At 36.1% G+C, this 20,250-nt stretch carries 20 protein-coding genes; 18 read left to right on the forward strand and 2 right to left on the reverse strand.

Annotated features, from left to right (window positions below; genetic code table 11):
* Positions 1–26 precede the first annotated feature (26 nt).
* Both CDIMF43_RS05250 and CDIMF43_RS05255 read right to left on the reverse strand, forming a co-directional pair.
* The gene (locus CDIMF43_RS05250) at positions 27–698 is read right to left on the reverse strand and encodes a type 1 glutamine amidotransferase (protein ID WP_074401930.1); all 672 of its coding nucleotides are present in this window, start codon (positions 696–698) and stop codon (positions 27–29) included.
* 1 nt (position 699) lies between these two features.
* Entirely contained in the window at positions 700–2,049 is a 1,350-nt protein-coding gene (locus CDIMF43_RS05255; protein WP_109841391.1) for a Mur ligase family protein, read from the reverse strand.
* A 267-nt stretch (positions 2,050–2,316) separates the two neighbouring features.
* On the opposite strand from CDIMF43_RS05255, the gene CDIMF43_RS05260 reads away from it, so the two are divergent.
* The 18 genes from CDIMF43_RS05260 (at position 2,317) to mreB (ending at position 20,214) form a co-directional block, all read left to right on the forward strand.
* On the forward strand, positions 2,317–4,167 hold the full coding sequence (locus tag CDIMF43_RS05260; protein ID WP_109841392.1) for a hypothetical protein: 1,851 nt from the start codon (positions 2,317–2,319) through the stop codon (positions 4,165–4,167).
* Positions 4,168–4,332: 165 nt separating this feature from the next.
* Complete coding sequence (locus CDIMF43_RS05265) at positions 4,333–4,905, forward strand: thymidine kinase (protein WP_074401932.1); 573 nt, start codon at positions 4,333–4,335, stop codon at positions 4,903–4,905.
* Positions 4,906–4,934: 29 nt separating this feature from the next.
* Positions 4,935–6,011, forward strand: a complete 1,077-nt coding sequence (prfA, locus tag CDIMF43_RS05270) for a peptide chain release factor 1 (RefSeq protein ID WP_074401933.1) — start codon at positions 4,935–4,937, stop codon at positions 6,009–6,011.
* Positions 6,001–6,852 carry a peptide chain release factor N(5)-glutamine methyltransferase gene (gene prmC / locus CDIMF43_RS05275; protein ID WP_109841393.1) on the forward strand — a complete coding sequence of 284 codons (852 nt, stop codon included), beginning with the start codon at positions 6,001–6,003 and terminating at the stop codon, positions 6,850–6,852. The genes prfA and prmC overlap by 11 nt, the downstream gene beginning before the upstream one ends.
* 24 nt (positions 6,853–6,876) lie before the next feature.
* Positions 6,877–7,893, forward strand: coding sequence for an L-threonylcarbamoyladenylate synthase (locus CDIMF43_RS05280; protein WP_109841394.1), 1,017 nt, complete (start codon positions 6,877–6,879; stop codon positions 7,891–7,893).
* Between the two features lie 82 nt (positions 7,894–7,975).
* Entirely contained in the window at positions 7,976–9,217 is a 1,242-nt protein-coding gene (gene glyA / locus CDIMF43_RS05285) for a serine hydroxymethyltransferase (protein WP_109841395.1), read from the forward strand.
* A 149-nt stretch (positions 9,218–9,366) separates the two neighbouring features.
* Complete coding sequence (upp, locus tag CDIMF43_RS05290) at positions 9,367–9,996, forward strand: uracil phosphoribosyltransferase (protein ID WP_034571091.1); 630 nt, start codon at positions 9,367–9,369, stop codon at positions 9,994–9,996.
* Positions 9,997–10,587: 591 nt separating this feature from the next.
* The gene (gene atpB, locus CDIMF43_RS05295; protein WP_074401937.1) at positions 10,588–11,304 is read left to right on the forward strand and encodes a F0F1 ATP synthase subunit A; all 717 of its coding nucleotides are present in this window, start codon (positions 10,588–10,590) and stop codon (positions 11,302–11,304) included.
* Positions 11,305–11,367: 63 nt separating this feature from the next.
* Complete coding sequence (atpE, locus tag CDIMF43_RS05300; protein ID WP_074401938.1) at positions 11,368–11,580, forward strand: F0F1 ATP synthase subunit C; 213 nt, start codon at positions 11,368–11,370, stop codon at positions 11,578–11,580.
* Positions 11,581–11,667: 87 nt separating this feature from the next.
* Positions 11,668–12,174, forward strand: coding sequence for a F0F1 ATP synthase subunit B (gene atpF, locus CDIMF43_RS05305; protein ID WP_109841396.1), 507 nt, complete (start codon positions 11,668–11,670; stop codon positions 12,172–12,174).
* Entirely contained in the window at positions 12,171–12,713 is a 543-nt protein-coding gene (gene atpH / locus CDIMF43_RS05310) for an ATP synthase F1 subunit delta (protein ID WP_034571062.1), read from the forward strand. The genes atpF and atpH overlap by 4 nt, the downstream gene beginning before the upstream one ends.
* A 29-nt stretch (positions 12,714–12,742) precedes the next feature.
* Positions 12,743–14,296: a F0F1 ATP synthase subunit alpha gene (gene atpA / locus CDIMF43_RS05315; RefSeq protein WP_109841397.1), complete on the forward strand. Its 1,554-nt coding sequence runs from the start codon at positions 12,743–12,745 to the stop codon at positions 14,294–14,296.
* A 15-nt stretch (positions 14,297–14,311) separates the two neighbouring features.
* The gene (locus CDIMF43_RS05320; RefSeq protein WP_074401940.1) at positions 14,312–15,229 is read left to right on the forward strand and encodes a F0F1 ATP synthase subunit gamma; all 918 of its coding nucleotides are present in this window, start codon (positions 14,312–14,314) and stop codon (positions 15,227–15,229) included.
* A gap of 24 nt (positions 15,230–15,253) precedes the next feature.
* Positions 15,254–16,681: a F0F1 ATP synthase subunit beta gene (gene atpD / locus CDIMF43_RS05325; RefSeq protein WP_074401941.1), complete on the forward strand. Its 1,428-nt coding sequence runs from the start codon at positions 15,254–15,256 to the stop codon at positions 16,679–16,681.
* A 15-nt stretch (positions 16,682–16,696) separates the two neighbouring features.
* Complete coding sequence (locus tag CDIMF43_RS05330; protein ID WP_074401942.1) at positions 16,697–17,119, forward strand: F0F1 ATP synthase subunit epsilon; 423 nt, start codon at positions 16,697–16,699, stop codon at positions 17,117–17,119.
* Between the two features lie 244 nt (positions 17,120–17,363).
* Positions 17,364–17,597: a DUF1146 family protein gene (locus CDIMF43_RS05335; RefSeq protein WP_034571047.1), complete on the forward strand. Its 234-nt coding sequence runs from the start codon at positions 17,364–17,366 to the stop codon at positions 17,595–17,597.
* A gap of 151 nt (positions 17,598–17,748) precedes the next feature.
* Positions 17,749–19,062, forward strand: a complete 1,314-nt coding sequence (gene murA, locus CDIMF43_RS05340) for a UDP-N-acetylglucosamine 1-carboxyvinyltransferase (RefSeq protein WP_109841398.1) — start codon at positions 17,749–17,751, stop codon at positions 19,060–19,062.
* A gap of 165 nt (positions 19,063–19,227) precedes the next feature.
* On the forward strand, positions 19,228–20,214 hold the full coding sequence (mreB, locus tag CDIMF43_RS05345; RefSeq protein ID WP_034571040.1) for a rod shape-determining protein: 987 nt from the start codon (positions 19,228–19,230) through the stop codon (positions 20,212–20,214).
* Positions 20,215–20,250 lie beyond the last annotated feature (36 nt).

A 20,250-nucleotide genomic window follows, 5' to 3' on the forward strand; every position in this document is an offset into this window, starting at 1 on the left:
TACAAGTTTATGTAAGATGCTTTTTTTTAATCAGCCAATTCAATTTCTGGATAGCGATTTTTCATTGCTGCTTTTAACACACGATCCGTTAAAACTGTATTTTTTACCAGTAACGGTCCATGGAAATAAGAACAATAGGTTTGCTTATAAATTGCACCCTCAGTTTGATCTTTGCCATTGTTTCCCTTGCCTTTTTGGACAATCCCTAACGGTTTTTCGTCTTTACCAAGGAAGGTCATCCCATTATGATTTTCAAACCCAACATAGGTTTCACCAAATTCTTCATTTTTAATGACAATGTCCCCAATAAAGCGACTGTTGTCTTGACTCAATGTGTAGTGATCTAAGGCACCAATTCCATCGATTTTATTGCCACTGGCATCCATATAGTAATGACCAAGTAGTTGATAGCCACCACAAATGGCAACCGTAACGCCGTCATTTTCGATATATTGAGTTAAGGCTTCTTTTTTATCTTGAATGTCTTTTGAAACAATGAGTTGTTCATAATCTTGACCGCCACCAAAAAAGACGATGTCATATTTAGCTGGATCAAACGCTTCTTTTAAGCTGATCACTTCAATATCTAGTTGAATGCCTTTTTGTTTTGCCCGATGATTTAACATCAAGAGATTGCCATTATCTCCATAGGTGTTTAAAAGATTTCCATAGAGATGGCAGACTTTTAAGTTGTACATCTTACATCCCTTCCTTTACATGCCCTTGGTTGGCTAATTCTTTGCGTAATTGTAAAACAGCAGTGTACGTTGCTAAAACATAAATACGTTTAGTCGGTGCATTTTTAAAGTCTTTAATCACGTCTTGTAAGTTAGGAATAACTTTTAATTCTTCTTTTGGAACACCAGCAACTTCTAAACGAATCGCAATGTCTTCAACACGTTCCCCACTAGCTGTTACTTGTTGAATGTTCATTTCTTGAATTTTTTCATAATTGGCATCCCAAATCCAACTAATATCAATCCCATCTGCATAATTTGCATTGAGTACTGAAACCAGTGAAAAAGGTTCTGGATCTAGCGCAATCATTTCTAAAATTTGATTCAAGCCAACAGGATTTTTAACTAAATTGATAATGATTTCTTTGTCGCCAATGTGGATACTTTCTTGACGGCCAAAAACTTTTTCCGATAGCTGGAAGCCTTTGCGAATATCTGTTGGAGAAACATCGAAAATACGACCAATTGAGTAAGCTGATAACGCATTGTAGACATTATATAAGCCACCCACATTGATTTTAAATGATTCGCCATCAATTTTAAATTCAGAAGACTCATGATCTGTATGAACCATTTCAGTTAAGCGATAAGTCAATTCAGGACGTTTAAAATCACAATTAGGACAATAATATTTTCCTAAATTGCTATAAGTAATAAATTTATAATGTAAAATATTTTGACAATGAGGACAAAGGACGCCATCTGTATTGAAATGAGCCATTTCTTCACCATCAGGCAAATGGTCAAAGCCAAAATAAACTCGAGGATTGACTGTTTCTACCGAATTAAAAATAGGGGCATCGCCATTGCTGACAATGGTTGCATCTGGTGCAAGAGCTGCGCCATCCGTCATCATCCGGTAAATCGTATAAATTTCTCCAAAGCGATCCATTTGATCACGAAAAACATTCGTAAAGAGAATCGCCTTTGGTTTAATGTATTTGGTTACATGAACTAAACTTCCTTCATCAACTTCTAAAACGGCAATTTTTTTATGTGTTGTTTTTTTAAAAGAGTGATGGGTTAGAAACGTTGAAATAATCCCCTGTTGCATATTTGCACCAGTCGGGTTTGTAATAATATCTGGATATTTTTGTTTTAGAACTTGATAAGTAAGAGCGGTTGTTAACGTCTTACCGTTTGTTCCAGTAACGATCACAACTTCAAAATCTTTCGCTAATGCGCCAAGAACCGTTGGATCTAATTTTTTTGTAATCACGCCAGGTAGACTGCTACCACCTTTAAAAAAGGTATGGAGTCCCCATCTTGTTGTTTTCCCCACCGTAATGGCAAAGTTGCTTCGTATACTCACACTTGTTCCCTCCAAAAATACTTCATAATAGTCTAACATATCATAGCATAGTTTTTTTGAATTTTTATTAAAAAAACTCAACATCCTCATGAGAAACTTAAAATTTAAACAAAAATAAATAGTTTCTAGGAGTTACGTATTTATTTTTACCAAGAATAATAGTAAAAATAAGGAGTGTATTTTTTATAAAAATGAGTTAAAATAACAAGGTACGTTATTTGGATGATTATATAGAAAAAAGGGACCAGGACTATATTGGAAGAGATAATGATAAGCATCAAGTGTTTTAATCGAGAAAGTGTGTTATTAAAAGATGCCAGGGGTGGAGTAACTCTTTTAAAAGAAAGTGAACTAATTAAGGAAATTAATCAATATGTTACAACAAATATTAGTGAATTTAGCCATGAACAAATTATTGACATTAGCAATCCAGAAACCGTCGCTGATTTAAAACAACAAGTTATCATTGAAGTACGCGGTGAAAATAGTTTGCTTCAAAATCAACAAGAAATTATCGCAGTTCTAACAAATTACCACCATCATTTTGAAAAAAATAATCCTTACATGCAAGTCTATCAAGCTTATCTAGTGACTGAATCACATCGCATTCGCTTATGTTTGAATTTTTTCTTAAAATTTATTTATCAATACGAACAATTCAGCAAAATCGAAATCCGAGACGCCTTAATGAAGCAAGGAGTCGATGCAACAGGGAGTATTTTAGCCAATTGGAAAAAAATTGAAATTCAACGTCTTAGTCAAAATTTAACAGCTAGAATTTCACCAGAAAAGTTATCAAAAACGGCTATGAAACAGATTCCAAACGCAACCCAACTCATTGAAACAGCGAATCCGTTGATTCAAAAAATCGTTGGAAAGATAGATTTGCTACGCCAACAGATTTTAACGATGGATACTCAGCTTGCAACAACCTATGAGTTAGATGAAGCGTTGGAGAAACAATTGCAAAACAAGCACGTAGAGTTAACAAAGCTATCTGAAAATCTAGATTCTTTCACAATCAAAAAAGAGAAGTTAGAAAATCACTACACCACAATTGCTACAAAAATAAATCAATTAGAGCCACAAATTCAAAAAATTCAAGCCACAAGCATAAGCTTGCAAAACCAACTGAACCAAACAAACAATGATGATCTTGAAAAACTCAACAGACAACATGGCCAACTTGAATTGTATAGCGCAACCTTAGAAAGTAAGGAACAAGAACAACAAAGCATTTTGGAAAAAGTTAATCAAATCCAACAACTTAACGAGCGTGGAGAAGAACTAGTAGCTAAACTTGAACATAAAGTAGAAGCACAAACGAGACAAAAAGCAAACGCAATTGTTTTTTTAGAAGAACAACAAAAATTAATGGAAAATTTAGCTTTAATAGAGCAAAAATTGGTGAATAAAACTGAAACCTTTGAGTATGAAAAAAAAGAATTGACGCTTTTTATTCAACAGTTAAAGTATGAAAACAAATTGTTAAAAGAACAGTTGCAACAACCAACTACAAGCAGTCAACCTCCCATTGAATCGGCTGAGCCCCTTGTTCATAAAAGTCTCCCTAAAGAAGTTAAATTTATAGAAGTTAAACAAGACCATCAAGCTAGCTTAGACTTAACCAATGATCAAAATGAGGTACAAAAAACGACCATCTTAAAGGAGACCATTTCTGCAGATAGAGAAATTTACGTTAGTCGAAGCAGAAAAACGACTAATGCAAAAAAACAAACAAAACCCAAATTAACTTTGAAAGAATACAATGATATTTATCAAAAAGTTCGTTATTTAGAACATACATGGATGATTTATTTAGATTACTTAGTAAAACTTGAATCTGATCCAGAGGAGTTTCATTTAAAACAGTTAACACCATCAGAACACCGTTTGAAAAGAAGAATCAATCGTCATTTAATCGAAGCGTTTATTCAATCTAACCAACTTACTACAATGAAAGAAGAAATTGAACAACGGAAGCGAAATTTCTTTAAAAATCCGAAAATTAACTTAACAGCTAAGGAATACCGTGAACTTCTTCAAATAGTGGAAAACTATGAAGTGATGGACTACTTAAATCAAGTCTTAAGAAGAATTTATGAAGTAGCAGATTAATCAGTTAGTTGTCTAAAAAAACCTTTAAACAGTTTCAATGTGTTTAAAGGTTTTTCGTTTTGAGGCCATTTGATCAAGCTTTTATAAATAAAAGATGAAATCTTCACCATTTTACAGTATAATGCTAGATGGATTCCTATAGAAAGAAAAGGGTGGAAAAAGAGCATGGCACAACTTTTTTTTAAGTATGGCGCAATGAACAGTGGCAAGACGATTGAGATTTTAAAAGTAGCGCATAACTATGAAGAACAAAATAAACCAGTTGTCATTATGACTAGCGGAATAGATGATCGAGATGAAGTTGGCATCGTTTCAAGCCGAATTGGCCTTCGTAGAGAAGCTATCCCTATCTTTGACAATACAAACATTCTAAACGAAATTGAAACAATTGGTTTTAAACCAGCCTGCGTGCTGATTGATGAATCTCAATTTTTAACCAAAAAACACGTCCATGAGCTTGCGAATATTGTCGATCAATTAGATATTCCAGTCATGGCATTTGGCTTGAAAAATGATTTTAGAAATGAACTGTTTGAAGGCTCACAATATCTATTGATTTACGCAGATAAAATCGAAGAAATGAAAACGATTTGTTGGTATTGTCATAAAAAAGCCATTATGAACATGAGAATGGTTGATGGAAAACCTATTTACACTGGCGAACAGATTCAAATTGGCGGGAACGAATCTTATTTTCCCGTTTGTCGAAAGCATTATCACCACCCACCAATCAATTAAAGAAAACCTAAAAGGAGTGTTTCCACACAATGTTTGATAAATTACAAGGCGTTGAAGGTCGCTATGAAGAACTTGGCGAATTATTAAGCGATCCAGAAGTTATTAGTGATACAAAACGCTTAATGGCATTAACAAAAGAAGAATCACAATTACGCGAAACCGTTGAAGTTTATCGTCGTTATAAAGTAGTTGTAAATGATATTGCCGATACAGAAGAAATGCTAGGAGAAAATCTAGATTCAGATATGGCTGAAATGGCCAAAGAAGAATTGTCTGATTTAAAAAAAGAAAAAGAACAAATTGAAGAAAAAATCAAAATTTTACTATTACCAAAAGACGAAAATGACGATAAAAATATTATCATGGAAATTCGTGGTGCAGCTGGTGGCGATGAAGCAGCCCTATTTGCTGGAGATTTGTTTGGCATGTACCAAAAATATGCAGAAGGTCAAGGCTGGAAAACAGAAGTCTTAGAAGCCAACATTACAGGAATTGGCGGTTACAAAGAGATTATTTTCATGATTTCTGGAAACAACGTCTTTTCAAAATTAAAATACGAAAGTGGCGCTCATCGTGTTCAACGTGTTCCTTCAACAGAATCACAAGGTCGTATCCACACGTCAACAGCAACGGTTGTGGTGATGCCAGAAGCGGAAGAAGTTGAATTGAATTTAGCAGATAAAGACATTCGTACAGATATTTATCATGCCAGCGGCGCCGGTGGACAGCACGTCAATAAAACCGCTTCAGCAGTACGTTTAACGCATTTACCAACTGGAATTGCGGTTGCAATGCAGGACGAACGTTCACAAATTAAAAATAGAGAAAAAGCGATGAAAATTCTACGTGCTCGTGTGTACGATATGCTGCAAACAGAAGCGCAAAGCGAGTACGACGCCAACCGTAAGTCTGCAATTGGAACAGGAGACCGTTCGGAGCGAATTAGAACATACAATTTTCCACAAAATCGTGTAACAGATCACCGTATCGGTTTAACGATTCAAAAACTAGATCAAATTTTAGCAGGAAAACTTGATGAAGTAATTGATGCACTCGTTGTTTTTGATCAAACCGAAAAACTGGAGCAAATGAAAAATGGCAACTAATCCAACCTATCAGGAAGTCCTTCATTGGGCTTCTTCTTTTTTAGAAGAACATCAGCTAGATGGACGAGCAAGCGAACGCCTGTTGCTAGAACGATTAAACTGGAATAAAACGGACTTAATTCTTGCTTTCAAAACTGAAATTTCAACTGAAACAAAAGCACAACTTGAAAAAGATATAGATGCTCTCATTAATGGCGAGGCTCTGCAACATATTTTAGGCTACGAATGGTTTTATGATCGCCAATTTAAAGTGACAAAAGATACATTGATTCCTCGCCCTGAAACAGAAGAAATTATCGAAAAATTTTTAAAAATGAATGCCCCTGAAAAAGGACGTTTAGCAGTCTTAGATATCGGAACAGGAAGTGGAGCAATTGCCATTACTGTCAAAAAAGAACGCCCGCAAGATTGTGTAACAGCCGTTGATATTTCAAAAAAAGCCCTACTTGTTGCAAAAGAAAACGCGACACTACTTGAAGCAGAGGTGCTCTTTTTAGAGGGAGATTTAACGGAACCTGTTGCAAAAAAACAATTTGATGTCGTTATTTCAAATCCTCCCTATATTTCAGAAGAGGAGAAACCATTAGTTGATGAAGTCGTCTTAACAAATGAGCCTCATCTAGCACTATTTGCCAAAGAAAACGGGTTAGCTATTTACCAACGATTAGCAAAAGAATTGCCTTCTTTAATGAAACCAAAAGGTCAAATTATAGTAGAAATCGGGTTTAAACAAGGAAAAGCGGTCGCTGCTCTATTCCAAGAAGCTTTCCCCGCAAGTCACGTAACAATCGAAAAAGACTTAACTGGGCATGATCGCATGATTTTTGTCCAATTGCCATAATTTATTTAGAAAGAAGGAGTTTAAATGAAAACTCAACGATTTCAAAAAAATCAGATTACAAACGCTGCCGAATTATTAAAAGCAGGAGAATTAGTCGCTTTTCCAACGGAAACCGTCTATGGCTTAGGCGCAGATGCGATGAACGAAAAAGCTGTACAGCAAGTTTATCTAGCAAAAGGACGTCCTAGTGACAATCCCTTAATCGTTCATATCGCTGAAAAAAAAGAGTTGACTGATTTAGTTGAAGAAGTTCCAGCAATTGCACAACAGCTGATGAACCGTTTTTGGCCAGGTCCATTGACGTTAATTTTCAATGCAAAAGAAGGCGTTTTTGCACCTACGGTAACAGCCGGTTTAGCAAGTGTTGCAATCCGCATGCCAAATAATTCTGCAACTCTTGAGTTGATAAAAAAAGCAAATACCCCCTTAGTGGGTCCAAGTGCCAATACTTCTGGTCGCCCAAGCCCTACCACTAGTGAACATGTTTACCATGATTTAAATGGGAAAATTGCTGGGATTCTAGAAGATGGACAAACTGGGCTAGGCTTAGAGTCAACTGTTTTAGATATCACAAATCCTGAACAACCTATGATTTTACGACCAGGAGCCATCACTAAAGAGGAGATAGAAAAGGTAATTGGTTCAATCTCTATTGATCAACATTTAGTTGGAGAAAAAGAAACACCAAAAGCTCCTGGCATGAAATACACACACTATTCTCCAGCAGAACCAGTCATCATTGTAGATGGCGATAACCAAAAATGGCAAGAAGCAATTAACCATTACCTTGCATTGGGCGAAAAAGTGGGATTATTAGCAAATGAAGAACGCATTTCCTATTTTCAAAATCAAGTAAGTGCTGTTTTTTCTTTGGGTAAAAAAACGAACATTGAAGATGCTTCTCACTATTTATATGCGGGTTTGCGTTTTTTTGAAAATACTGATGCTACTGTTATTTTAGCAGAAGCTTATTCTACCAGTGATTTTGGAGAGGCTTATATGAATCGATTAGAAAAATCTGCTGGAAAAAAATATTTTTAACGAACTTTTAAAGCAAAAAAAGAGAAATCTCATAAAAAAAATGCTATACTAAAGACAACTTAAAAGGGATGGAGTGTTGAAGTTGAATTTTGAAGAATTTGATCGTGAATTATGGGGCGCAATTGATCAAGAACGTGATCGTCAAGAACACAATATTGAGTTGATTGCTTCAGAAAACTTTGTTTCTAAAGCCGTTATGGCAGCTCAAGGAAGTATTTTAACCAATAAGTATGCAGAAGGTTATCCTGGCAAAAGATATTACGGTGGCTGTGAGTACATAGATATCGTAGAAAATTTAGCAATAGATCGAGTAAAAGAGCTATTTGGTGCAGAATACGCAAATGTTCAACCACACTCAGGTTCACAAGCGAATATGGCTGTGTTTAATGCCTTTCTAGAACCAGGAGATACTATTTTAGGGATGGATTTGACTCATGGTGGGCATTTAACCCATGGTTCACCTGTTAACTTTAGCGGAAAAACCTATCACTTTATTGCTTACGGCGTCGACAAAGAAACGGAAATGATCGATTACGAAGCAGTTAAAAAGAAAGCCCTTGAAGGCAAACCAAAAATGATTATTGCTGGAGCAAGTGCTTACTCAAGAGCCATTGATTTTGCAAAATTCAAAGAAATCGCTGATGAAGTGGGTGCCTTTTTAATGGTCGATATGGCTCATATTGCTGGACTAGTAGCAACAGGAGATCATCAAAATCCAGTTCCTTATGCAGATGTGGTAACCTCAACCACTCATAAAACCTTACGTGGCCCTCGCGGCGGTTTGATTTTAGCCAAGGAACAATATGGAAAAGCCTTAAACAGTGCTATTTTCCCAGGAATTCAAGGTGGACCATTAGAACACGTGATTGCTGGAAAAGCAGTAGCCTTTAAAGAAGCAATGGAACCAAGCTTCAAAGCTTATACTACTCAAATTATTAAAAATGCGAAAGCAATGGAATCTGTTTTTAACGGCTCTGTGGGCCATTTGATTAGTCAAGGAACAGACAATCACTTATTGCTTTTAGATGTCACTAATTTTGGGTTAAACGGTAAAGAAGCCGAAGCTATTTTAGACAGCGTAGGCATTACTGTAAATAAGAATACCATTCCCTTTGAAACCTTAAGTCCATTTAAAACAAGCGGTATCCGAATTGGAACGCCAGCCATTACAACACGAGGGTTCCTTGAAGAAGAGTCAAAAGAAGTCGCTTCATTAATCGTAGCGGCCTTAACAGCTAAAGAAGAAACTAGTAAACTGGAAGAAATCAGCAAAGAGGTACGCGCTTTGACGGATCGCTATCCACTTTACCCAACTGAAAAATAAAAGCCAAGACCATTCAGAGCCTCGTTTTTCTGAATGGTCTTTTTTTCAAAAAAAACGCAAAAAAAACAAAGTTTTACTAGCTATATACAGCGATTTCAATTACAATAGAATTGTTTAAAAAAATTTTTAGAAAATGAGGGCTGAAAAAAATGGGTAAATTCCAAGTATTAGATCATCCGTTGATTCAACATAAGTTAACAATGATTCGCCAAACAAAAACAGGAACAAAAGTGTTTAGGGAAGTTGTTAATGAAATAGCTATGTTAATGGCTTACGAAGTTTCAAGAGATATGCCATTAGAAGATGTTGAAATCGAAACGCCTTTAGTAAAATCTGTTCAAAAACAATTATCTGGTAAAAAAGTTGCCATCGTTCCAATTTTAAGAGCCGGTCTTGGAATGGTTGACGGAATGCTTCAAATGATTCCAGCAGCTAAAGTTGGTCATATCGGGCTATACCGTGACCATGATTCATTAGAACCAGTTGAGTACTTTGTAAAACTTCCAAGTGATATTAATGAACGTCAAATGCTAGTAGTTGATCCAATGTTAGCAACTGGAGGATCTGCGATTATGGCAATTGATGCCTTAAAACGTCGTGGCGCAACCACCATTAAATTTGTTTGTCTCGTAGCAGCTCCAGAAGGCGTGAAAGCCTTACAAGAAGCTCATCCTGATGTGGATATCTATGTAGCCTCATTAGATGAAAAATTAGATGAAAACGGCTATATCGTTCCTGGATTAGGGGATGCTGGCGACCGTTTGTTTGGAACTAAATAAACGATTAAAATGAAACCAAAAATTTCTGTCAATGTTTAATTGACAGAAATTTTTTTAATAAATAGAGAGGTTTTTGGTGTCTTTTATAAAGAAGAAAAAGTTCTTTTATTTTAAATAAAAAAATTTCAGAAACTAAAACATAAAGCGCTATCATAGTTAGCTATCATGAATTCACCGAATTTGTGAAAAACAGATTAAATAAATTCTATTCCTAAATGGAGAGTTTCTAATAGAAAAAATAGATAATATTAATGCATTAACGTTGCTATCAAAGGTTTTTTTTGAAAAACAGAAATGTTTTTCAAAAAGCTTTGTATTTTAGAAAGAATGGTGGTATGATAGCAAATGTTAAAGAGTGAACTTGGAAAAATGATACCTTGATAAGCTGTGAATTATCCTTTTGAAGAATAAATAAAAACAAAGTTTATAATAGTAAAAGCGTTCTTATTTATGATAGAATAGAGAGGATCAACGAAAGGCTTTAAAGATAAAATAAGAGGTATCATAGATTCATTTTTTCAATCATCGCTCTGTTTTGTTTTACCTAACTTCGTTGGATGAAAGTTCAATTTTGGAAAAGAGGTGAAAGTTGTGGAACATAAGGCTCCAATAATTCATTTGTTTGGGTTGGGTTTCAATATCACAAACATGGTTACAGTTCTTACTGCATGTTTGATTGTTTTTCTTGTTGTTTTCTTTTGTACAAGAAAGCTAGCAATCAAGCCGACAGGAGCTCAAAACTTTATCGAATGGATTGTGGATTTTGTTCGAACCATTATTTCAGGACCGATTTCTGGTAAAAAGGGAGAAAAGTTCCAATTATTAGGTTTTACTTTGTTATTATTTGTTTTTGTATCTAATATGATGGGATTGCCTTTTATGCTAACAATCGGAGGTTATCAAGCGTGGAAGAGTCCAACAGCAGACCCAATCGTCTGTTTATCTCTAGCTTTGATGGTCGTTTTATTGACTCATTTTTTTGGTGTTCAAGAACAAGGATTTAAAAACTATTTCTTAAATAGTTATATTAAACCAGTATCGTTCTTACTTCCTATTAAAATATTGGAAGAATTCACGAATACATTAACGTTAGCATTGCGTCTATATGGTAACGTGTATGCAGGTGAAATTTTATTAGGCTTGATTGCAAGTTTTGGTCAAAGCCACGGTATTTTAACATGGATCATTGGGATTCCATTAGAAATGGTTTGGCAAGGTTTCTCTATCTTTATCGGAAGTATTCAAGCTTTTGTATTTACAACCTTGACAATGGTTTACATGGCACACAAAGTGCAAGCAGAAGAGTAACAATCATTAACAGTAATTAAATTTAGAAAAAGAGTGTAACACTCTTAAGGAGGAAATTTTATCATGGGTTTAATTGGAGCAGCAATCGCAGTAGCAGGAGCAGCAATCGGAGCATCATTAGGGAACGGAAAAGTTATTTCAAAAACAATCGAATCAGTAGCACGTCAACCAGAATTACAAGGTCGCTTACAAATGATGATGTTTATCGGGGTCGGTCTTATTGAAGCTGTTCCGATTATGGCAGTAGTTATTGCCTTTATCTTAGTATTTAAATAGAACAAATAAAAGGCGGAGAAATTTTTGTTTCATAACATCTGCCTTTTTGGTTCATCTATGAATAAGTGATTAGAAGGAGTGTCGGGAATGTACGATTTAGTATTAGGAGAATCTACCAGTGCTGGAGATACAATTTTTGTCTTATTAGCCTTCTTATTGCTATTGTTAGTTCTAAAAAAGTTTGCTTGGAAACCTCTAATGGGGATTATGGAGGAACGTGAAAGGCAAATTTCGAAAAATATTGACAGTGCAGAAAACTCTCGTATTGAAGCCAATCGTTTAGCTGTTGAAGGAAAAGAAAAAATGGATGAGACTCGTAATGAAGCTTTGACTATTTTAAACAACGCTAGAGAAAATGGTGAAAGAATCAAACGTGATATGTTGGAAAAGGCGAAAGAAGATGCAGAACGCATCAAAGCTGAAGCACAGTTGGATATCGAAATGGAAAAACAAAAAGCAATAGAAAGCGTTAAAAGTGATGTGAGTCAACTATCAATGGAAATTGCAGCGAAGCTAATCGGTAAAGAACTTACAGGTGAGGGACATGCCGCTTTAATCGATGAGTACATTGAAGGGTTGGCTGATGACAAATGAAATTAAATAAGCACACAGTAGCAACTCGTTACGCAAAAGCATATTATAATTTAGCAGAAGAGCACGACTGTATCAAAGAAGCTTTTGATAATATGATGGATATTCGTCAAATTTTTGGCGAAAACCCTGGGTTGGGCTTAGTTTTATCAGATGCCAGATTAACACTTGCTCAAAAACGTCCGATTGTGGACAACTTAATTAAGAATTTTCCAGAGTTGATGCAAAACTTTGTCTTAATGATTTTTGATTATGATCGCATGGGCGACATGGAATTGATCGTGGATGAATTTGAAAAGCTTTATGACCACAAAAACCGGACAATTTTAGCGAAAGTAACAACAGCAGTGCCTTTAACTGAAGCACAAAAAACACGTTTAGCGGATGTTTTTGTAAAAAAATTAGACGGTAAAAAAGTGATTTTTGACGAAGTTGTTGATCCTGAGATTTTAGGTGGCGTAATCATCGAAGCTGAACATCAAATTTTTGATGGTAGTATTCGGTTAAATTTAGAAACATTGAAAAAACAAATTGCTAAATAAATGTAAAAGGTTGAAGAGGTGAAGAGGTAATGGGCATTAAAGCTGAAGAAATCAGTGCTCTAATTAAGCAACAAGTAGAAGGATACCGTAATGAATTAATTGTGGATGAAGTTGGAACGGTAACATATATCGGTGACGGAATCGCGCGCGCATACGGACTTGAAAATGCTATGGCTGGGGAATTATTAGAATTCTCAAACGGCGTTTTCGGAATGGCCCAAAACTTAGAGTCAAATGATGTTGGTATTATTATTTTAGGACCTTTCGAAGAAATTCGTGAAGGGGATAAAGTTAGAAGAACAGGACGTATTATGGAAGTTCCAGTTGGAGAAGCCTTAATTGGTCGTGTTGTAAATTCACTAGGACAACCAGTCGATGGACTTGGCGAAATCAAAACGTCTAAAACACGTCCTGTTGAAACCTTAGCGCCTGGCGTTATGCAACGTAAATCTGTTTCAGAACCACTTCAAACTGGATTAAAAGCGATTGATGCACTTGTTCCAATTGGTCGCGGTCAACGTGAACTTGTTATTGGTGACCGTAAAACAGGGAAAACTAGTATTGCAATTGATACAATTATTAACCAAAAAGGCAAAGATATGATTTGTATCTATGTAGCGATTGGTCAAAAAGAATCCACTGTTCGTAACCAAGTAGAAACATTGAAAAAATTTGGTGCGATGGATTATACAATCGTCGTCACAGCTAGTGCCTCTCAACCTGCGCCAATGTTATTTATTGCACCATATTCTGGTAGTGCGATGGGTGAAGAATTTATGTACAACGGCAAACACGTCCTAATTGTTTTTGATGACTTATCAAAACAAGCAGCGGCATACCGTGAAATTTCCTTGCTTCTTCGTCGTCCTCCAGGTCGTGAAGCTTATCCAGGGGATGTCTTTTATTTACACTCACGTTTATTAGAACGTGCAGCAAAACTAAACGACGAACTAGGTGGCGGTTCAATGACAGCATTGCCTTTCGTTGAAACACAAGCAGGCGATATCTCAGCTTATATTCCAACGAACGTTATCTCGATTACAGATGGACAAATTTTCTTGGAAAGTGACTTGTTCTACGCTGGTACAAGACCCGCTGTTGCAGCTGGTTTATCTGTGTCACGTGTAGGTGGGGCAGCTCAAATTAAAGCGATGAAAAAAGTAGCAGGAACTTTGCGTCTTGACTTAGCAAGTTTCCGTGAACTAGAAGCCTTTACTCAGTTCGGTTCAGATTTGGATGCGGCAACGCAAGCGAAGTTAAACCGTGGACGTCGTACAGTTGAAATTTTAAAACAAGACTTGCATGCACCATTAGCTGTTGAAAAACAAGTAATGATTTTATATGCATTGACACATGGTTTCTTAGACTCTATTCCAGTAGACGAAATCTTACGCTTTGAACAAGAATTCTTTGACTTCTTAGATCAAGAAAAACCAGAGATATTAGCTGAAATTACTGAAACAAAAGATTTACCAGATTCTGAAAAACTAGATGCAGCAATCGTTGCATTTAAAGAAATCTTTTTACCAATGGGTGTAGCTTCAAGCTCAGCAGATGAAAAAGACGAATCTGAAACAAAATAAAGGCGGTGGAGATAAATGGCAGCCTCTTTAATTGATATCAAAAAAAGAATTGCTTCAACTAAAAAGACAAGTCAAATTACAAGTGCTATGCAAATGGTTGCGGGTGCAAAATTAGGCAAAGCTGAAGATGTTGCAGCAGGTTTCCAAATCTACGCGTCAAAAGTTAGAGAAGTCGTTACCCATATGGCAGCGACTCAACTAGCTTTGATTGAAGATAGCAATTTAATCGGTTCAAACTCTGCATCCAATGTAGATTTTCACGATATGCTGATTGAAAGACCCGTGAAAAAAACTGGTTATATCGTTATTAGTTCAGATAAGGGCTTAGCTGGTAACTACAATAGTTCTGTTATTAAATCAACAGTTGACATGATTACAAAAGATCATAAATCATCTGATGAATATGTTTTTATGGCAGTGGGTTCAGCTGCAGCGAACTTCTTTAAAACAAGAGGGATGAACTTAGCTTACGAACTTCGCAATATCAGCGATCAACCTTCATTTGAAGAGGTCAGAGAAATTGCAAGAACTGCAACAGAAATGTATAAAAATGAAGTATTTGATGAATTGTACGTTTGTTACAATCACCATATTAATTCAATCTCGTTCCAATATCGTGCTGAAAAAATGTTGCCATTAAGCGATTTGGATGCTAGCGAATCCGTTGAATATGAAGTGGAATATATTTTCGAACCTTCTAAAGAAGCTATTTTGGATATTCTATTGCCACAATATGCCGAAAGTTTGATTTACGGCGCCATATTAGATGCCAAGGCTGCGGAACATGCTGCGAGAATGAGTGCCATGAAGAGTGCCACGGATAATGCTAAATCAATTATTGATGATTTAACCATCCATTATAACCGTGCACGTCAAGCCGCAATCACGCAAGAAATTACCGAAATTGTCGGTGGAGCTTCGGCATTAGAATAGTTTAATAAGTGGGAGGAAAAACGAATGAGTATAGGTCAAATTGTTCAAGTAATTGGACCCGTTGTCGATGTGGAATTCCCATTAGATGGATCATTACCTGATATTAACAATGCCCTTATTGTACAAAAAATTAAAAATAAACAAGGAACAGCAGATGAAAACACTGAAACAGTGGTTTTAGAAGTTGCTTTGGAACTTGGTGACGGCGTAATCCGTACGATTGCAATGGAGTCAACGGATGGTTTACAACGTGGAATGAATGTTGTAGATACTGGAAAAGCAATTTCGGTTCCTGTAGGTACTGAAACATTAGGTCGTGTATTTAATGTTTTAGGTGAAACAATTGATTTGAAAGAACCTTTCCCAGCCGATCATAGACGTGACGTAATTCACAGAAGTGCACCCACTTTTGATGAGTTAAGCAGCAGTACTGAAATTTTGGAAACAGGAATAAAAGTAATTGATTTACTTGCTCCTTATTTAAAAGGTGGTAAAATTGGTCTATTTGGTGGTGCCGGTGTTGGTAAAACCGTATTAATCCAAGAATTAATCCACAACATTGCGGAAGAACATGGCGGAATCTCTGTATTTGCCGGTGTAGGTGAACGTACTCGTGAAGGGAACGACTTATACTTTGAAATGAGAGAGTCTGGCGTAATTGAAAAAACAGCCATGGTATTTGGGCAAATGAATGAACCACCTGGCGCGCGTATGCGTGTTGCTTTAACTGGTTTGACAATTGCTGAATATTTCCGTGACGATGAAGGTCAAGATGTTTTGTTATTTATTGATAACATTTTCCGTTTCACGCAAGCAGGATCTGAAGTATCTGCCTTATTAGGTCGTATGCCTTCTGCCGTTGGGTACCAACCAACACTTGCAACAGAAATGGGTCAATTACAAGAACGTATCACGTCAACAAGAAAAGGCTCAATTACATCGATTCAAGCAATCTATGTACCTGCCGATGACTATACCGATCCAGCGCCAGCAACAGCTTTCGCCCATTTGGATGCAACAACCAACTTAGAGCGTAAATTGACTGAACAAGGAATTTACCCTGCTGTGGATCCATTAGCATCATCATCAAGTGCATTAGCACCTGAAATCGTTGGAGCAGAGCATTATAAAGTTGCAATTGAAGTTCAACAAATTTTACAACGTTACCGTGAATTACAAGATATTATTGCCATTCTAGGAATGGATGAATTATCTGATAATGAAAAAGTTCTTGTATCACGTGCTCGTCGTATTCAATTCTTCTTATCTCAAAACTTCCATGTGGCTGAGGCCTTTACAGGTCAACCAGGTTCTTATGTTCCTGTTTCAGAAACGATTCGCGGATTTAAAGAAATTTTAAATGGGAAATACGATGATCTTCCAGAAGATGCGTTTAGAAGTGTTGGTCGTATCGAAGAAGTAGTAGAGAAAGCCAAAGCGCAAGGGTTTTAATAAGGAGGAGTAACTATGGCTATTTTAAAAGTAAATATCGTTACCCCAGATGGTATTGTTTACAACCACCAATCAAAAATGGTGATTGCTAAAACACTTGATGGAGAAGTGGGGATTTTACCTCAACATGCGCCTATTATTGTTCCTTTATCCATTGATGAAGTTCGTATTAAACGAGTGGATTCTGAAAACCATGAAGATGCAATCGCTGTGAATGGTGGCGTAATGGAAGTTCGTGACAATGTTTGTACGATTATTGCAGACAGTGCCGAGCGCGAACGTGACATTGATCTTGATCGTGCGGAACGTGCAAAATCAAGAGCTGAGAAACGAATTCAAGAAGCGCATGAAAAAGAAGACCGAGATGCTGTTCAACGAGCAACGGTTGCACTTAATAAAGCAATCAATCGTATCAGTGTGTCAAAACATCGTCGCTAAAAAGTTACAAGTTGCTTCAATTAATCATGATTAATTGAAGCGTACTTGTTTTTTATTGTCTTGACTTTATATTTTAAATAACAAATAGATATAAATCCCTACATAGAAAAGATAAAAAAATGTATAACTATACAATTAAGGTTCGCCTTAAATATTAAGAATGTTGCAAATGAAATAGGAATGATTTATTTTTTTATGTATTTATGGTAGCATATATTTAAATAACGAAAGGATGGTAGAAAAAATGAACCTTTTAGGTGTTCAAGCCATCATAGGAATTGCAACAAATATCTTTTTTATTATGGTTTCATTTTGGGCTTTAAAAGGCTTGAGAATTGAATCTTGGATAAAAAAAAATCATGTTGCACAAGCACGAATTTTGTATGTCTTTTTTTCAATTACCATTGGATATACCGTCAGTAATTTTGTTTTAGAATTTTTAAATTTATCTAAAAATCTAATATTTTTACTCAATTAGATTAAATTTCCATAAGTTTTTTTACATTACTAGTTAATAATTTGTTTAAACAACGATGTTCGTGATATAATGCCAAAAGTGGCATAAACGTATAATAAAATAACGTAATTTTAAATGAAGGAATTAACTGAGATTTTTCGGAGGGGTTAACATGGAAAAAATAATTGTTCGTGGCGGGAAACGTCTTGAAGGAACAGTTAAAGTAGAGGGTGCTAAAAATGCTGTTTTACCAATTTTAGCAGCAACAATTTTAGCAAGTGTTGGAGAAAGCAAGCTGACAAACGTTCCAACTTTATCAGATGTATACACAATCAATGAAGTATTACACCACTTAAACTTAGACGTAGCATTTAATGAAAAAAATAAAGAAGTTCAAATTAATGCAACACATGATTTGAATTTTGAAGCACCTTTTGAATATGTAAGCAAAATGCGTGCATCAATTGTTGTAATGGGTCCACTACTAGCACGTTTAGGACATGCAAAAGTAGCGTTACCTGGTGGTTGTGCGATTGGCACAAGACCAATTGATTTACATTTAAAAGGCTTTGAAGCGATGGGTGCGCGAGTACATATCGAAAATGGCTATATTGAAGCCTTTGCCGATGAATTAGTAGGCGCTCGTATTTACCTTGATTTCCCAAGTGTAGGAGCAACTCAAAACATCATGATGGCTGCAACATTAGCTAAAGGCACTACTACAATCGAAAACGTAGCTAGAGAGCCAGAAATTGTGGATCTTGCGAACTTCTTAAACCGAATGGGAGCAAAAGTAGTCGGAGCGGGTACAGAAACGATTAGAATTGAAGGCGTTGCAGAATTAACAGGCGTTGAACATTCAATTATTCCTGACCGTATTGAAGCTGGAACCTTTATGATTGCAGCAGCAATGACTCAAGGAAATGTTTTGGTGGAAGATGCAGTTGCAGAACATAATAAACCATTAATTTCAAAATTAAAAGAAATGAATGTAACCATTATTGAAGAAGAAAACGGACTACGTATTATTGGTCCTGAAAAACTAAAAGCAACGGATGTAAAAACAATGCCTCATCCTGGTTTTCCAACAGATATGCAAGCTCAAATGACGGCAATTCAATTAATGGCTGAAGGAACAAGTACGATGACTGAAACCGTTTTTGAAAATCGTTACATGCATATGGAAGAATTACGTCGTATGAATGCTCAATTTAAAGTTGAAGGACAATCTCTTGTTATTTATGGTCCAACAAAACTTCAAGGTGCTGAAGTAGCAGCAACGGATTTAAGAGCAGCAGCAGCTTTGATTTTAAGTGGTTTATGTTCAGAAGGTTACACTCGAGTAACTCATTTAGAGTACTTGGATCGTGGTTACTTTGAATTCCATAAAAAATTACAAGCATTGGGTGCTGATGTTGAGCGTATCAATGAAGAAGAAGAACATTTGCTAAAAGAAGCAGAACTTGATCAAATTTTTGCATCATAAGAAAATTACTAGAAAAACACATCGTTAAGATGTGTTTTTTTTTAGAAAATATTCATAAAATCACGGTTTCCCATTAAGATAAGTTATGCTATAATAGAAAATTAGATGGCTACATAAAATAGATAGCCTAAAACGAACAAGAGCTTTGAGAGGAGAACAAAGATAATGGCGAAAGATATTGGGATAGATTTAGGGACAGCAAATGTATTGATTCATGTGAAAGGCAAGGGGATTGTTTTAAATGAACCTGCTGTAGTAGCTGTTGATACAGCAACAAATCAAGTGCTAGCTGTGGGAGAAGAAGCATATCGTATGGTTGGGCGTACCCCAGGAAATATTCGTGCGATTCGTCCCCTAGAAGACGGGGTCATTGCTGATTTTGATATTACTGAAGCAATGCTTTCATATTTTATTGATAAATTAAACGTAAAAGGGTTTTTATCAAAACCAAACATTTTAATCTGCTGTCCTACAAATATTACTTCAATTGAGCAAAAAGCCATTATTCAAGCTGCTGAAAAAAGCGGTGGTAAAAATGTGTACCTTGAAGAAGAGCCAAAAGTAGCAGCAATCGGTGCTGGAATGGATATTTTCCAACCTAGCGGCAATATGGTCATTGATATCGGCGGAGGAACAAGTGACATTGCAGTTCTTTCAATGGGAGACATCGTAACAAGTCGTTCACTTAAACTAGCTGGTGATAAATTAGACAGCGAAATCACTCAATATGTCAAGAAAAAATACAAATTGTTGATTGGTGAACGTACTGCGGAATCTATTAAAATTGAAATTGGGACAGTTTTCCCTAACAATCGTGATGACTCAATGGACGTTAGAGGTCGTGATATGGTAAGTGGTTTACCAAGAACGATTACCATCACTTCAGCAGAAGTCCAAGAAGCTTTGAATGAATCAATGATGTTGATTGTTCAACAAGCAAAAGATGTTCTAGAGCAAACGCCTCCTGAATTATCAGCAGACATCATCGATCGTGGTGTCATTTTAACAGGTGGTGGAGCGTTATTAGATGGAATTGACCAGTTATTTGCAGAAGAGCTTAAAGTTCCAGTATTTGCAGCAGAGCATCCACTAGATGCAGTTGCACTTGGTACAGGTATTTTACTTGAAAATATTAATAAAAAACGTCGTTAAAGCAAACTTTCTTATGAGAGTAATTGATTGAAGAGG

It is taken from the genome of Carnobacterium divergens, from assembly GCF_900258435.1.
Classification (GTDB): Bacteria; Bacillota; Bacilli; order Lactobacillales; family Carnobacteriaceae; genus Carnobacterium; species Carnobacterium divergens_A.

What these genes read in the sequence shown, in the direction of transcription:
- CDIMF43_RS05250 (WP_074401930.1), bottom strand. Translation starts at nt 698, where the DNA reads ATGTACAACTTAAAAGTCTGCCATCTCTATGGAAATCTTTTAAACACC.
- CDIMF43_RS05260 (WP_109841392.1), top strand. Translation starts at nt 2,317, where the DNA reads ATGATAAGCATCAAGTGTTTTAATCGAGAAAGTGTGTTATTAAAAGAT.
- CDIMF43_RS05265 (WP_074401932.1), top strand. Translation starts at nt 4,333, where the DNA reads ATGGCACAACTTTTTTTTAAGTATGGCGCAATGAACAGTGGCAAGACG.
- prfA (WP_074401933.1), top strand. Translation starts at nt 4,935, where the DNA reads ATGTTTGATAAATTACAAGGCGTTGAAGGTCGCTATGAAGAACTTGGC.
- prmC (WP_109841393.1), top strand. Translation starts at nt 6,001, where the DNA reads ATGGCAACTAATCCAACCTATCAGGAAGTCCTTCATTGGGCTTCTTCT.
- CDIMF43_RS05280 (WP_109841394.1), top strand. Translation starts at nt 6,877, where the DNA reads ATGAAAACTCAACGATTTCAAAAAAATCAGATTACAAACGCTGCCGAA.
- upp (WP_034571091.1), top strand. Translation starts at nt 9,367, where the DNA reads ATGGGTAAATTCCAAGTATTAGATCATCCGTTGATTCAACATAAGTTA.
- atpE (WP_074401938.1), top strand. Translation starts at nt 11,368, where the DNA reads ATGGGTTTAATTGGAGCAGCAATCGCAGTAGCAGGAGCAGCAATCGGA.
- atpF (WP_109841396.1), top strand. Translation starts at nt 11,668, where the DNA reads ATGTACGATTTAGTATTAGGAGAATCTACCAGTGCTGGAGATACAATT.
- atpH (WP_034571062.1), top strand. Translation starts at nt 12,171, where the DNA reads ATGAAATTAAATAAGCACACAGTAGCAACTCGTTACGCAAAAGCATAT.
- atpA (WP_109841397.1), top strand. Translation starts at nt 12,743, where the DNA reads ATGGGCATTAAAGCTGAAGAAATCAGTGCTCTAATTAAGCAACAAGTA.
- CDIMF43_RS05320 (WP_074401940.1), top strand. Translation starts at nt 14,312, where the DNA reads ATGGCAGCCTCTTTAATTGATATCAAAAAAAGAATTGCTTCAACTAAA.
- atpD (WP_074401941.1), top strand. Translation starts at nt 15,254, where the DNA reads ATGAGTATAGGTCAAATTGTTCAAGTAATTGGACCCGTTGTCGATGTG.
- CDIMF43_RS05330 (WP_074401942.1), top strand. Translation starts at nt 16,697, where the DNA reads ATGGCTATTTTAAAAGTAAATATCGTTACCCCAGATGGTATTGTTTAC.
- CDIMF43_RS05335 (WP_034571047.1), top strand. Translation starts at nt 17,364, where the DNA reads ATGAACCTTTTAGGTGTTCAAGCCATCATAGGAATTGCAACAAATATC.
- murA (WP_109841398.1), top strand. Translation starts at nt 17,749, where the DNA reads ATGGAAAAAATAATTGTTCGTGGCGGGAAACGTCTTGAAGGAACAGTT.
- mreB (WP_034571040.1), top strand. Translation starts at nt 19,228, where the DNA reads ATGGCGAAAGATATTGGGATAGATTTAGGGACAGCAAATGTATTGATT.